Consider the following 13,324-nt stretch of genomic DNA (forward strand, 5'->3'; position numbering starts at 1 on the left):
GGGACGTGGAGGCAGGCGGCACGGGGAAGGAGGGAATTTCAACCGACATGGCGAAGGCTTTCATGGGCGCCGGTCACGTCGGCAAGGATCTGTTCGGAGGAGACTTCTGCCGTTGCGACGGTGCGGGCGATGCGTCCGCGGAAGAAGACAAGCAGGCGATCGGTGATGCCCCGCAGTTCCTCAATGTCCGAGGACAGCACGATGATGCCTGCGCCGCGCTCGGCAAGCTCGCCGATGAGGTGGTAGATTTCGACCTTGGCCCCGATATCAACGCCAACGGTCGGTTCATCGAGCAGGTAGATTTCCGATTGCCGGCTCAGCCATTTCGCAATCGCCACCTTCTGCTGGTTGCCACCCGACAGCGTGCCGACCAGCGCATCGATGCCGTCCGTCTTGATCTGAAGGCGGCGAACGAGATCGTCTGCGCCATGCCGTTCCGCGCGACGGTTGATCAGCCCGCGGGAGAAGCGCTTCAGGCTTGCAAGTGTCGTGTTTTCCAGGACGGAAAGCGACAGGGCAACGCCGTCGCGGCGGCGATCTTCGGGCACGAGGGCAAGACCCCGCGACGCTGCGCCGACAGGATTGGCTGGTACGACGACATCTCCCTTCACGGCAATCGATCCGCCAGTGGCTGTTTCCAGGCCGAAGAGGGTGCGAACGACCTCCTTCGCACCGGATCCGACAAGTCCGGTCATGCCGAGCACCTCGCCGCGGCGCAGTGTGAAGGAGATATCCCGGTAGCTGCCGGCGAGTGTCAGATTCCTGGCCTCCAGGAGAACCTCTCCCGCGGACACCGTCGGCTTGGGATAAAGCTCGGCAATCTCGCGGTTGACCATGAGCGCGCCGATCTCGGCAGCGGATGTTTCGCTGACGGTCAGGGTCGCGACGTCGCGCCCGTTTCTGAGCACTGTCACGGTGTCGCAGAGATCGACAATCTCCCCGAGATAGTGGGAGATATAGAGGATGGTGATGCCTTCGGCGCTCAGGCGCCGGATAAGGCGGAAGAGAAGTTCGGCCTCGCGGCGCACGAGCGCGGCGGTCGGCTCATCGAAGACGAGCACCTTGGGATTGGCGATCAGCGCCCGGGTGATCTGCACGATCTGCTTTTCGGCGGCGGACAGTTCGGCGATCAGGGCGTCGCTCGGAAGACTGAGATCGAAATAGCGTCGCAACGTCTCCTCAGCCTGCCGGCGCATGGCGCGGCGATCGAGAAACGGGGTTCCGGCAATCCGTGGTTCATGTCCCAGAAAGAGCGCCTCGCCGACTGTGAAGCTCGGCACGAGCAGTCTGTCCTGGTGAATGAAGTGGATGCCGAGCGCTTCGGCCAGATGCGGCGTCAGCCGATCCTGCGCGACACCATCGATTTCGATCCGGCCCTCGTCTGCCTGATGCAGGCCGGCAAGCAGCTTGATGAGCGTCGACTTGCCGGCGCCGTTCTGGCCGACGAGGCCATGGACGCTGCCGCGGCGAACTGTAAGGTTCGCCTTCGACAGGGCCTCCGCGCCACCGAAGCGTTTGACGATGTTTTCTAACCGGAGCACCGGCTCTTTCTCTTGTCGGGCCTCTGGCATCGCATCATATCCCTCGAAACAGCATATATTCAGGCCGCCGCCCCTTGCCGGTTCGGCAAGGGGCGGCACGGTCGCTCGGGAGGAGCGGTTCCAGGGCTCAGCCGATGCCAAGCTTTTTCGAGATTTCCTTGACATTCTGCTTGTTGGCGAGGAGCGCCGGCACGTAGGTTTCGCGCGGCAGTTTCTCGCCGGCGAGATAGCGCGCAACGTTGCGGATCGCCACCCGGCCGAGTTCGGCGGGCTGCTGGGCAACGTCGGCCGCGGCCGGCGAAGCAGCATCGGCGACGAGCTGCAGCACTTCCGGGCTGCCATCGACGCCATAGGTCTTGATCTCCGTCCGGCCGGCGGCGACCAGCGCCTGGGTCGCGCCAAGCTGGGGAATGTCCCAGGCCGACCAGATCGCCTTGATCGAACCCTTTTCCGGATACTTCGCGAGGATGGCGGTGATTTGGGTAAATGCATCCTGCACGGTGTTCGGGATCACGTCGCGCAGTTCGGGCTGCACGATCTTCACCTTGGGGAAGTACTTCGTGACGTTGACCAGCTGGTCGTAGCGGATGGCGCAGGGCGTGACGCCATAAAAGCCGTTGAAGACGACGATATTGCCTTCGCCCCCGATATCGGAGACCAGCTGGAGGGCGAGGTCCTTGCCGATGCCCCAGTTGTCGGAGGTGGCATTGTTGATCGAGTTGGCCGAACCGACATCGATGGTGAACACCGGAATACCGGCGTCACGCGCCTTCTTGAGCCAAGGGTCGATCACGGTCAGAGTGCCGAGCAACTGCACAATGGCATCCGGCTTCTGGGCAATCAGTGTCTGCAACTGCGAGACCAGCTTGCCATCATTGCGGCCGGCATCCACAGCAATCGGTTCGCCACCCAGACGCTTCACTTCCTCGATCTGGGCATTGTAGGCATTGAGGTCGAAGAAGTGGTCGGTACCGGCGGTGCTGATGCCAATGCGCTTGCCTTTCAGCGACAGCGCTTCTTCTGCAACCGCGCCGCGCGCCGCCAGCAGATCTGCCGCACCTGCGACGACGCCCGCTGCCGCGGTCAGCTTCAGGAGATTACGGCGATTGACGCCGGTAAACGTGTCAGTGGTCATGATGTCCTCTCGAATTAATATTTTCCATAGAATAAATGGATTTCTTGAGGGCAGGAGGCCGTGTTTTCCAAATTTCGGGTACGAGAGAGAAAAGGGTTGGTGCCGGATGCGACGGGCGTAGTACACGTCGGCCCCCCGTTGGTTCGGACCCGATGGGAGCCGGCGGAACCGCTGATCCGGATCGCCAGGACACCGGGATGCCGTCGGTATGGCCGGGCCTGTTGATCCGCGGCCCAGTCCATCGGGGCTGTATCAACCAGAACGAGATGTTGCAAAATCAGGCCTGCAGGTGGAATGCGCAGAGCGGATTGCGCTCGGCCGGGGATATCATCGATAGCTTGGAGAGGGACGAGATGCGTATATCGGGCTGATCGCATGGCGCCAATTTGTCACTCCCATCATTTGATCACCAGATCCGCAGAATGCATGGCGCCAGGACAGAGATCGGCGGGACCAGTTTATGGCGTCGGGATTGCCCCGGTGAAATGCGGCACCTCATACCCCCGTCGGACCTGCGGTCTTGCGGCGAGGGCGAGATACCAGCGCATCACTTGCGGGAAATCGTTGAGATCGATCTTGTGGCGCTCGTAGCGCGAGACCCAGGGCCAGATGGCGATGTCGGCAATCGAGTATTCATCGACGATATGCTCCCGGCCCGTCAGGCGGGCATCGAGCGTCTCATAGAGGCGCCGGGTTTCCTTGGCGAACACCGCTTCTGCCATGGGTGACTGGCCCGCGTTGTAGGTCAGGAAATAGTGTGCGTGGCCGAGCGTCGGCCCGAAGCCGCCCATCTGCCACATCAGCCATTCGATCACCTCAAGCCGCGCCGGACCCGTTGGGGGCATGAGACGGCCGGTTTTTTCCGCGAGATAGAGAAGGATTGCGCCGGATTCCGAGAGTGTGACGCCCGTGTCGCGGTCGTGGATTGCCGGGATCTTCGATCCGGGATTGATCCTGCGGAATTCCGGCGAGAACTGATCGCCCCTGGTAATGTCTATGGTATGAGCGTGGTAGTCCAGCCCCAATTCTTCCAGCGCAATGGAGATCTTCAGACCGTTCGGGGTGATCCAGGTGTAGAGATCGATCATCGCTCAGTCGAACATCATCTCGTCGACGGGCAGCTTCTGCATCGTGAGGCGGCCTGTCACATCATCCAGACCCGCAAACAGCTCACGAAGCGTTTCAACGAGTGCCTGCACCCTCGCGTCGGTGACGCGATAGACGATCGCCTTGCCTTCCCGGCGCCCTTCGACAATGCCGGCTTCCCGCAATTCGGCCAGTTGCTGCGAGAGCGTCGGCTGGCGAATGCCGAGCTCTTCCTCAAGTGCAGATACCGAGGCTTCTGTTTCCATCAGATAACAGACAAGGGCGAGGCGATTGGCGTTGCCGATCAGCTTCAGGAGCTCGCTGGCCTCGCTGACGCTCCGACAAACCCGATTGGAGACCGGCTTGGTCACTTCACTGCTCCGCATTGATTTACGAAAAAAGTAAAATGTCGGCCGGGAAAATTCAATCAGTCGGAACGAAGCGAGCCACCAAATGCAGGATTTTTTCAAATTCCAGTTTTCCGATAGATTTCTAGTTTCGATTCCGGATCCCGACGAGCACGCTCTTGCTCGCATTCATTTTATAAAAAAGTAGATTGTCCTGCGAAATCGACAGGCAGGATTGATGATGCGCATTGGGGTCCATCCGAACAATTTACATCTAAGGCTCGCCAGTCTTTGGCCGGGCAGCTTTGCGGACTTCGATCCGGAATTCGTCCCCTATGGTGAAGGACGCGATACGGCTTCACTGCTGGAGGGTGGCCATATCCATTTTGGCGGAACCGGCTCCACGCCACCGATCGAAGCCGACGCCAGAGGCCTTGGCGTCTGCTATATTGCGGCATCTGCGCCCCGCCCCGCCAATGGCGCGATTTTTGCCCGGTCTGACAGCGACATCGGATCGGTTGCGGATCTTGTCGGCAAGCGCATCTCCCTGGTGGATGGTTCCTTTCACACATATCTGCTGGCCAGGAGCCTCGAAGGGGAAGGGTTCGGCCTGCCCGATGTTACGAGGGTGGAAAGCGGCGATCTGGATTCTCTCAAGGAGTTGCTGGAGGGGCGGGTCGATGCCTGGGTCGCCATGTCGCCGCGTCTCGAAAAAGTCATCGAGCGCAAGGACCTGCGCCTGATCGTGCGTTGCGGATCCACCATCCCGAACCGCTCGCTGTTCTGGACGCTGCAACGTCATGCGCTCTCGGCGGAGACGATACGCGCCCTCGTCCTTGAACTTGATCGTATCGGCCGCGAAGTGATGGGAGACACCCGCAAGGCTGCCGAATTGCTGGCCGCCGAGGCCGGCAGCGAAGGCGATGCCGCTGCATGGGATCGTGTGCTGCGCTCACGGGATTTCTCGGTGGTGCCGGCCGATGATCCCATCATTGCCGAACAACAGGCAGAGGCCGATACGCTTTATCGGCACGGCCATTTTTCCAATCCGGTCGCCCTGCAGCGGCAGGCAAAGCTGGCATGAGGTGCCTTAGATGAACGTGTTCTGGTATATGTGCGCACCCGATGGTGCCTATCCCTGGCAGCCGGAAGGTTCCCGCAAGGTCGACCTCGGCTATTACAAGCAGCTTGCTCAGGCCTATGATCATCTGGGCTATACGGGTGCTTTGTTTGCGACCGGCGCCCACGACGTATGGGTCCTGGCAGGCGCGCTGCTTTCCCAGACGGAGCGGATGAAGTTTCTCGTCGCGATCCATCCGGGCCTCGTCGCGCCGACATTGCTCGCCAAGATGGCCGCAACTCTGCAGGAGTTTTCACGCGGGCGGCTGCTGATCAACGTCGTGTCCGGCGATGCCAAGATGCTCGGCGCTTATGGCATGACCATGCCGCATGACGAGCGCTACGACATGGCGGATGAATATCTGCAGATCTGGCATCGCCTGTTTGCCGGGGAGAGTGTCTCCCATCAGGGCAAATACTTTCAGACGGATGGTGCCAAGCTGGCGCTGCCGGTTGGCGAAAGCATTGCGCCGCCGCCGCTCTGGTTCGGCGGTTCCTCCGACAAGGCGCTCGAGGTCGCGGCCAGGCATGTCGACACCTACCTTTCCTGGGGCGAGACGCCCGAGCAGATCAAGGCAAAGATTGATGCCGTGAAGGCGAAGGCGGATCGATATGGCCGAAAGCTGGAATACGGCATCCGTCTCTACGTGATCGTGCGTGACACCGACGCGAAGGCATGGGAAGCGGCGGCCGACCTTTACGACCGCATGGACGAAGCGGCGATCGCCGCGAACCAGCGCTTTGTCGGCAGAAGCGATTCCGTCGGCCAGCGGCGCATGACGGCAATGCATGGCGGCTTGAAGCCGGCAAATCTCAGGGATCTCGAGGTCGCGCCGAACCTTTGGGCCGGCATCGGCCTCGTGCGCCCGGGGCCCGGTACGGCGATCGTGGGCTCGCCCGACACCGTGATCCGGACTCTGGAGGCCTATCGCAAGGCCGGCGTCGAGACGTTCATCCTGTCCGGCATGCCGCTTCTGGAAGAAGCCTATCGTTTCGGGGAAAAGGTTCTCCCCCGGCTGGATGTGTCCCGTGATGTGTCGCCGGCCCGCCATTTCACATGGTCGACGCTGTTCGATCGCGATCTCTCTACGGTCAAGAGCGCGTAAGGGAGAGCGATATGAGCCAGCAGGCATCTGCCGCAGCATCCGGCCAGTCTTCCATTGTCGATGGCGCAACGGCAATTTCGTCCGGTGTGGCAGGGCGGCTGCTGACATTGATCGAGACTGTGCTCGGGGCCGTTTCCGCAGTCATCCTCGCTGTCCTGTTGACGGTGGTGCTGGTCAGCGTGACGCTCCGCTATTTCTTCTCGACCGGCTTTATCGGCGCGGAAGACCTCGGCATCTGGATGCATGTGGCGCTCATTGCGCTTGGTGCACCTCTCAGCCTCAACAGCGCACTCGCCATGCGGCTCGATGTCTTCGTCCGCATGCTGCCAGAGCGTTTCGCCCCGGTCACCCAGGCGCTCGGCGATGTGTTCAGCGTCGTGGCCGGGTTGATCATGCTCTTCGGTGGCGGCGAGATCATGCGGATGCTGGGCGGCATCTCGCCGACGCTTGGCATTCCCGAATGGATCCGGTTCGGATTCCTGGGGGCGGCCGGCGGTTTCGTTCTTCTTGTGCTTTTCCTGCGGCGTCTGACCGAAGGCCGTGTCGCAGGCGTGATAATGTCGATCCTGGTCGGTGCAGCGCTCTATTTCGGCGTTCCTGAGATCGGCATCGACACACACTATCCGCCAAGCCTCTTCCTGGCTCTCGTCGCGGCTCTCGGACTTGTTCTGGCCGCGCCCCTGGCGCATGCCTTTCTGGCGGCGGCCTATGTGGCGATCGCCTTCGGCAGCAGCCTGCCCGAGCCGGCGATCGTCTCCACGACCGTCACCGGAATGTCCAAGTTCCTGCTGCTTGCCATTCCCTTCTTCCTTCTGGTCGGCGGATTGCTGACCGCCTCCGGCGTCGCCAACCAGCTTGTGCGGTTTGCCGCCTCCATGGTGGGGCATCGCCGGGCAGGGCTGGCGCAGACGACGCTGCTGACCAGTGTTCTCTTCTCCGGCGCCTCCGGATCTTCTGTCGCGAATGCCGCGTTCGGTGCGTCGACCTTCCAGCCGGAATTGGTCCGGCACGGTTATCCCCCGGCGCAGGCGGGTGCAATCATTGCGGCAACCTCTGTGCTGGACAATGTGATCCCGCCTTCGATCGCCTTCCTGATCCTCGCCGCCGCGACCAATCTTTCCGTCGGTTCGCTGCTGGTCGGTGGATTCTTTGCCGGGGGGCTGATGGCTGTCTGCCTTGCCGTCGCCATCCATCTGACCGTTCGCGAGCAGGTGACGCAGCCGCGCGCCTCCGGGAGGGATCGATGGAAGGCCGCAGTATCCGCCATCCCGGCCTTCGGCCTCGGCGTCATCGTGGTCGTCGGCATTCGCATCGGTATTGTCACGACCACGGAAGCAGCGGCGTTGGCGGCATTCTATACCGTCGGTCTCGCGGTCTGGTCCCGGCTCGGCTTCGCCTCAATCTTCGTCGCATTCCGCCAGGCGGCGACCGAAGCTGCGGCGATCGGGCTGCTGATCGGCACTGCCGGACCCTTCGCTTTCCTCCTGGCGGTTGACGATGTCTCCGGCCTCGTCACGAATTTCGTGACGCTGCTGGGCGGCAGTGCGCTGGCGGTCATCGTTCTTTCGAACACAATCCTGCTTCTCGTCGGGCTCGTCCTGGATATTGGCGCTGCGATCCTGCTTTTCGGCCCGATCCTGCTGCCGGCAGCCGTTGCCGCAGGGATCGACCCGATCCACTTCGGCGTGATCCTGGTCGTCAACCTGATGATCCATGGCCTGACACCGCCGCTCGGCATGCTGATCTTCGTCGTCAGCGGCGTTACACGCATTCCGGCCACGGCCCTTTTCCGGGCCGTCGTGCCCTACCTCATCGCTCTGCTTGTATCCCTCGCGATCCTTTGCGCCTGGGCGATCCTATTCTAACGCTTCTTTTCGGGGACATCAGACATGACCAATCTCAATCGTCGCAGCCTTTTGAAGACTGCCGCCACCACCGGCCTCGCACTTGCCACACCCGCCTTTATCCGCACCGCATCCGCCCGCACGACGACGATTACCGTCGCCTCGCTTCTCGGGGACGACAAACCGGAAACCAAGGTCTGGGTGAAGATCGCCGAGTTGGTGGATGCCAGACTGCCTGGGCAGTTCAAGTTCAACATCGTCAAGAACGGTGCGCTCGGCGGCGAAAAGGAGGTGGCCGAAGGCACACGGCTGGGCTCGGTTCACGCCAGCCTTTCGACCGTTTCGTCGCTCTCCGGCTGGGTGCCGGAACTGCAGATCCTCGACCTGCCTTTCCTGTTCCGGGATGCGGCTCATGTGCGCCGGACGGTTGACGGTGACGTGGGCACGGATCTGAAGCAGAAGCTCGCGGCCCAGAATTTCGTGGTCGGCGACTTCATCAATTATGGTGCGCGTCATCTTCTCGCCAAGGAGGCGGTGACGCGGCCCGAGCAGTTGAAGGGCAAGAAGATACGTGTCATCCAGAGCCCCCTGCACACCAAGCTCTGGAGCGCCTTCGGCACCACGCCGGTCGGCATTCCCATTACCGAAACCTATAACGCACTCTCCACCGGCGTCGCCGACGCGATGGATCTGACGAAGTCCGCCTATGCCGGCTTCAAGCTCTATGAAGTCGTACCCTATATGACTGAAACCGGCCACATCTGGGCCTCCGGCGTCATCTTTTATGCGAGTGGATTCTGGAAGCAGTTGAATGATGAGCAGAAGACGGTCTTTCAGGACGCATCGCGTCAGGGGGCTGCCTACTTCAATCAACTGATCGTCGAGGATGAAGCGCGATCCGTCGAGCAGTCGCTGAAGAATGGCGGCAAGCTTCTCAAGCCGGAAGCCTTTGATGAATGGCAGAAGGGCGCGCAGGGTGTCTGGCAGGATTTCGCCGGCATCGTTGGCGGGATTGAGCGCATCAAGACGATCCAGACCGCCTGACCCTTTGCGGCGACGTTCCCATCGATCGCCACTTCTGTGGCGATCGAGCGTTCAATACGCGTTCACCGCCATGTCCGCCCCCCTGCCAAAGCTCGGCAGCATTCGGTGCAGGAGAGCCTTTCAGTGAATTTGTTGGAATATTTTTTCTGATGGTTTTTGCGAAAGAGCAGAGGATTCCTCTCCAAATCTATTTAATCTACTAGATTTATAGATATAAATTTGAAGGGGCTTCCATGAAACTTACTGCTCTGTTGTCCGCGCTGTTGCTTGCCGTCGCTGGTCCGGCGCTGGCTGAAACCGTGAAGATCGGCGTCGTTCCCGGCGTCTATGGTGATTCCGTTGCGGCACTCGTGCCGGAGGCCAAGGCCGCCGGCATTGATCTCCAGGTCATCGAGTTCAGCGACTGGACGACCCCGAACGAGGCGCTTCAGGCGGGCGATCTGGATCTCAACTACTTCCAGCACGTGCCCTTCCTCAACAATGCGATCAAGCAGAAGGGCTATAATATCACGCCGATCGGCGTCGGTACGCTTGCCAATATCGGCATCTATTCCCTGAAACATAAGGATTTCGCCAGCGTACCGCAGGGTGCGACGGTGGCCATTGCCAACGATCCGGTCAACCAGGGCCGCGGCCTGCTGCTGCTCGCCAAGGGCGGCCTGATCAAGCTGAAGGATGGCGTCGGCTTCCTCGGCACGCTGGATGATATCGTCGATAACCCGAAGAAGGTTACCTTCAAGGAAGTCGAAGGTCCGCAGCTTGCCCGCGTCACCGGGGATGTGGATCTGGCGCTGGGCTATCCGCACTTCATCATCGCCGCCAAGACCTTTGATCCCGGTTCGGCGTTGATCTTCTCCGGCATCGATGACAAGCAGTTCGCGATCGTGTTTGCCGCCAACAAGGCCAAGGCCGACAATCCGGCGCTTAAGAAGGTGGTCGAGCTTTACCAGACCTCCAAGACGGTGCGCGAGGCGATCGCCAAGGGTTTTGCCAATAACCCCAAGCTCTACACGATTGCGTGGGAAAAATGAGCGCCGCTCTTTTCGACGCAGCGGATGATGTTACACGCGTGGTGGGGGTGACTTCGCGCAGCGCCGAGGAATCGGCGCCGTCATCCGCGGGGAGACCGGCGGCGGTTGCCGCCGGCTCCATCCGTTTTCAGAAGGTTGAGAAGACCTATCTCTCCTCAGCAGGGCCCGTAAGGGCTCTGACCGATATCACCATTGATGTGCCGGCTGGTTCCGTCTTCGGGATTATCGGGCGCTCCGGTGCCGGCAAGTCGAGCCTGCTTCGCACGGTCAACCGGCTGGAGCGACCAACCGGCGGCCAGGTGCTGGTCGACGGCGAGGATATTTCCGCCTTCAACGAGGATCAGCTCGTGGCGCTGCGCCGCCGCGTCGGCATGATTTTCCAGCATTTCAACCTGCTCTCGGCCAAGACGGTGTTCGGCAATGTGGCGCTGCCGCTGGTGGTGGCTGGCGTGCCGGCGCAGGAAGTCCGGACAAGGGTTGCCGAGGTTCTGAAGCTTGTCGGACTTGAGGGCAAGGAGAACACCTATCCCTCGCGGCTCTCTGGTGGACAGAAGCAGCGCGTCGGCATTGCCCGCGCCCTCGTCAGCCGACCGGAAATACTGCTCTGCGATGAAGCCACTTCAGCGCTCGATCCGGAGACGACGCTCTCGATCCTGTCCCTGCTGAAGGATATCAACCGTCGCCTTGGCCTGACCATCGTTCTGATCACCCATGAGATGAGCGTCATCCGCGAAATCTGCGACCATGTTCTGGTGCTGGAGGCAGGGCGGATTGCCGAAACCGGCCGGGTCTGGGAAGTGTTCGGCAATCCCCGCCATGAGGCAACAAGGGCTCTCCTGAAACCGCTGGATCGCGGTCTGCCGGACGATCTGACGGAGCGTCTGACCTCGCTTTGGAATGGCGAGCCTGCGACGGCGCTGGTCGAATTCACCTATACCGGGGCAGGCGGCCTGCAGCCGGATCTCGCCCGTCTTCTGGCGGTTCTCGGTGACGGAACACGGATCATCCAGAGCAATCTGGACCGCATACAGAGCCATGTCAGCGGTCGTCTGATCGTCGCATCTCCCGCCCGCGCCGATCTGCAACATCTCATCGCCAATCCTGAACTGGCGCATGCAGCAAGGATCATCGGTTATGACGCCGCAGATGTATGACCGCCTCTGGCATGCCTTTCTCGATACGCTGACGATGGTCGGCGTCTCCGCCATCGTCGCGCTTCTGGCAGGCATTCCGCTGGCCGTATTTCTGGTGCTCTCCGCGCCCGGTGGGTTGATCCACGCTCCGCGTGCCAATCGTGTGCTGGGCGCTGTGATCAACGGCTTTCGGGCCACGCCCTTCATCGTGCTTCTGGTCGCGCTTCTGCCGTTCACCCGTCTGGTCACGGGAACGACGATCGGGGTCTGGGCGGCCATCGTCCCCTTGTCGATCAGCGCCACGCCGTTCTTTGCCCGCATCGCGGAAGTCAGCCTGCGTGAGGTGGAGCATGGTCTGATCGAGGCCGCGCAGGCCATCGGCTGCCGGCGCTGGCATATCATCCGGCATGTGCTGCTGCCGGAAGCACTGCCGGGCCTGATCGGCGGCTTCACGATTACGGTGGTGTCCATGATCGGCGCCTCCGCCATGGCTGGAGCGGTGGGCGCCGGCGGGCTTGGTGATATGGCAATCCGTTACGGCTACCAGCGCTTCGATACGACTGTCATGCTGGCCGTGATCGTGGTGCTGATTGCAACGGTCTGCATTGTGCAGTTCATCGGCGATACGGCCGTGCGACGCCTGCGCGCCCGGTGATCCGGCTCATTCCATGGAAGCAGGAGCTATGACCTTGCCCCAGACTAACTTTGCGCTTGAGAGCGATCCCGAGACGCAACAAAGGCCACGTCCTCCGAAGCCTGTTCATCGTATTCGCGATGACAGGGAGGCCATCGAGATTGCGCAAGCGCTTGCCGAAACATTCAAGGCGGGCGCGTCCGAACGAGACCGGGAGCGGCTCCTGCCCTGGGATGAAATCGAGGCCTACACGGCAAGCGGGCTCGGCGCGATCACCGTTCCACGCAGCCATTGCGGTGCTGGCGTGAGCTTTGAGACCTTGGTGAAGGTGTTCGAGATCCTCTGCGCGGCCGATCCGGCACTCGGGCAAATTCCACAGAACCATTTCGGGGTTCTGGCGCTGGTGCATGACATCGGTAGCGAAGCGCAGAAGGCGCGGGTTTACGCCGATGTTCTGGCCGGATATCGCATCGGCAATGCCGGGCCTGAGCGCAAGACGAAGCGCGTCAACATCGCGACCACGCGGGTGGAAAAGCATGGTGAGGCATTGCGACTCACCGGCGAGCGCTTCTATTCCACCGGCTCCATCTTTGCCCATTATATCCCGACGCGGGCCTTGGATGATGAGGGCAGGGCGGTCCAGGTCTGGGCGCGCCGCGATGATCCGGGTGTGACTGTTGTCGATGACTGGAATTCCTTCGGCCAGAGAACGACTGCCAGCGGCACGGTAAAGTTCGACAATGCGAACATCGATCCGCTGCTGGTCTTCCCGGTTTACGCTTTTGTTGACAGGCCGGGTCTGGCCGGTCCCATCTCGCAGATCATCCAGGCAGCGATCGATGCCGGCATCGCGCGTGCAGCACTGGAGGATGCGCTGGTGTTTGTACGTGAGAAAGCGCGTCCCTGGATGGATTCAGGACTTGAGCGGGCGGTGGACGATCCGACCATCATCCACGAAGTCGGGCATCTCGCGACCAACCTGCATGCGGCGCAGGAAATCCTTTACGAGGCGGGGCGTGTTCTCGATGCCGTTGCGGCAGAACCTGTAACGGCTGAAAGCAGCGGGCGCGCCTCCGTTGCCGTGGCGGAGGCGAAGATCCTGACCACTGAAATCGCGCTCGAAGCCAGCGAGAAACTTTTTGATCTCGCCGGTTCCGCCGCCACCCGGGCAGCCCACAATCTCGACCGTCACTGGCGAAACGCACGTGTGCATACGCTGCATGATCCGGTGCGCTGGAAATATCACCTCATCGGCAATTACGAACTGAACGGTATCTTGCCGGCCCGGCACCAGTGGAATTGAG

At 61.3% G+C, this 13,324-nt stretch carries 12 protein-coding genes; 8 read left to right on the forward strand and 4 right to left on the reverse strand.

Annotation, left to right across the window (positions count from 1 at the left end; genetic code table 11):
- Positions 1-38 precede the first annotated feature (38 nt).
- The 4 genes from FNA46_RS22645 to FNA46_RS22660 all read right to left on the reverse strand — a co-directional run bounded on the left by FNA46_RS22645 (position 39) and on the right by FNA46_RS22660 (position 4,133).
- On the reverse strand, positions 39-1,571 hold the full coding sequence (locus tag FNA46_RS22645) for a sugar ABC transporter ATP-binding protein (protein ID WP_246103304.1): 1,533 nt from the start codon (positions 1,569-1,571) through the stop codon (positions 39-41).
- A gap of 97 nt (positions 1,572-1,668) precedes the next feature.
- Positions 1,669-2,676: a sugar ABC transporter substrate-binding protein gene (locus FNA46_RS22650; protein WP_143127490.1), complete on the reverse strand. Its 1,008-nt coding sequence runs from the start codon at positions 2,674-2,676 to the stop codon at positions 1,669-1,671.
- A 458-nt stretch (positions 2,677-3,134) separates the two neighbouring features.
- Complete coding sequence (locus FNA46_RS22655; protein ID WP_143127491.1) at positions 3,135-3,764, reverse strand: glutathione S-transferase family protein; 630 nt, start codon at positions 3,762-3,764, stop codon at positions 3,135-3,137.
- Positions 3,765-3,767: 3 nt separating this feature from the next.
- On the reverse strand, positions 3,768-4,133 hold the full coding sequence (locus FNA46_RS22660; RefSeq protein WP_143127492.1) for an ArsR/SmtB family transcription factor: 366 nt from the start codon (positions 4,131-4,133) through the stop codon (positions 3,768-3,770).
- Positions 4,134-4,350: 217 nt separating this feature from the next.
- Here FNA46_RS22660 and FNA46_RS22665 point away from each other — a divergent pair, with 217 nt between their 5' ends.
- The 8 genes from FNA46_RS22665 to FNA46_RS22700 all read left to right on the forward strand — a co-directional run bounded on the left by FNA46_RS22665 (position 4,351) and on the right by FNA46_RS22700 (position 13,323).
- On the forward strand, positions 4,351-5,193 hold the full coding sequence (locus tag FNA46_RS22665; protein WP_143127493.1) for an ABC transporter substrate-binding protein: 843 nt from the start codon (positions 4,351-4,353) through the stop codon (positions 5,191-5,193).
- 10 nt (positions 5,194-5,203) lie between these two features.
- Positions 5,204-6,334, forward strand: a complete 1,131-nt coding sequence (locus tag FNA46_RS22670; RefSeq protein ID WP_143127494.1) for an LLM class flavin-dependent oxidoreductase — start codon at positions 5,204-5,206, stop codon at positions 6,332-6,334.
- Between the two features lie 11 nt (positions 6,335-6,345).
- Positions 6,346-8,199, forward strand: a complete 1,854-nt coding sequence (locus tag FNA46_RS22675) for a TRAP transporter large permease (RefSeq protein ID WP_143127495.1) — start codon at positions 6,346-6,348, stop codon at positions 8,197-8,199.
- A gap of 24 nt (positions 8,200-8,223) precedes the next feature.
- Entirely contained in the window at positions 8,224-9,222 is a 999-nt protein-coding gene (locus FNA46_RS22680) for a TRAP transporter substrate-binding protein (protein ID WP_143127496.1), read from the forward strand.
- Between the two features lie 233 nt (positions 9,223-9,455).
- A complete protein-coding gene (locus tag FNA46_RS22685) occupies positions 9,456-10,253 on the forward strand; it encodes a MetQ/NlpA family ABC transporter substrate-binding protein (protein ID WP_143127497.1) in 798 nt (265 codons plus the stop codon).
- Complete coding sequence (locus FNA46_RS22690) at positions 10,250-11,407, forward strand: methionine ABC transporter ATP-binding protein (protein ID WP_143127498.1); 1,158 nt, start codon at positions 10,250-10,252, stop codon at positions 11,405-11,407. Before FNA46_RS22685 ends, FNA46_RS22690 begins: the two co-directional genes overlap by 4 nt.
- Positions 11,388-12,041: a methionine ABC transporter permease gene (locus FNA46_RS22695; RefSeq protein ID WP_143127499.1), complete on the forward strand. Its 654-nt coding sequence runs from the start codon at positions 11,388-11,390 to the stop codon at positions 12,039-12,041. The genes FNA46_RS22690 and FNA46_RS22695 overlap by 20 nt, the downstream gene beginning before the upstream one ends.
- A gap of 28 nt (positions 12,042-12,069) precedes the next feature.
- Entirely contained in the window at positions 12,070-13,323 is a 1,254-nt protein-coding gene (locus FNA46_RS22700; protein WP_143127500.1) for an SfnB family sulfur acquisition oxidoreductase, read from the forward strand.
- Position 13,324 lies beyond the last annotated feature (1 nt).

Source organism: Affinirhizobium straminoryzae (genome assembly GCF_007004135.1).
In the GTDB taxonomy this organism is placed as follows: domain Bacteria; phylum Pseudomonadota; class Alphaproteobacteria; order Rhizobiales; family Rhizobiaceae; genus Neorhizobium; species Neorhizobium straminoryzae.

What these genes read in the sequence shown, in the direction of transcription:
- FNA46_RS22680 (WP_143127496.1), top strand. Translation starts at nt 8,224, where the DNA reads ATGACCAATCTCAATCGTCGCAGCCTTTTGAAGACTGCCGCCACCACC.
- FNA46_RS22700 (WP_143127500.1), top strand. Translation starts at nt 12,070, where the DNA reads ATGACCTTGCCCCAGACTAACTTTGCGCTTGAGAGCGATCCCGAGACG.
- FNA46_RS22665 (WP_143127493.1), top strand. Translation starts at nt 4,351, where the DNA reads ATGCGCATTGGGGTCCATCCGAACAATTTACATCTAAGGCTCGCCAGT.
- FNA46_RS22695 (WP_143127499.1), top strand. Translation starts at nt 11,388, where the DNA reads ATGACGCCGCAGATGTATGACCGCCTCTGGCATGCCTTTCTCGATACG.
- FNA46_RS22685 (WP_143127497.1), top strand. Translation starts at nt 9,456, where the DNA reads ATGAAACTTACTGCTCTGTTGTCCGCGCTGTTGCTTGCCGTCGCTGGT.
- FNA46_RS22650 (WP_143127490.1), bottom strand. Translation starts at nt 2,676, where the DNA reads ATGACCACTGACACGTTTACCGGCGTCAATCGCCGTAATCTCCTGAAG.
- FNA46_RS22670 (WP_143127494.1), top strand. Translation starts at nt 5,204, where the DNA reads ATGAACGTGTTCTGGTATATGTGCGCACCCGATGGTGCCTATCCCTGG.
- FNA46_RS22675 (WP_143127495.1), top strand. Translation starts at nt 6,346, where the DNA reads ATGAGCCAGCAGGCATCTGCCGCAGCATCCGGCCAGTCTTCCATTGTC.
- FNA46_RS22645 (WP_246103304.1), bottom strand. Translation starts at nt 1,571, where the DNA reads ATGCCAGAGGCCCGACAAGAGAAAGAGCCGGTGCTCCGGTTAGAAAAC.
- FNA46_RS22655 (WP_143127491.1), bottom strand. Translation starts at nt 3,764, where the DNA reads ATGATCGATCTCTACACCTGGATCACCCCGAACGGTCTGAAGATCTCC.
- FNA46_RS22690 (WP_143127498.1), top strand. Translation starts at nt 10,250, where the DNA reads ATGAGCGCCGCTCTTTTCGACGCAGCGGATGATGTTACACGCGTGGTG.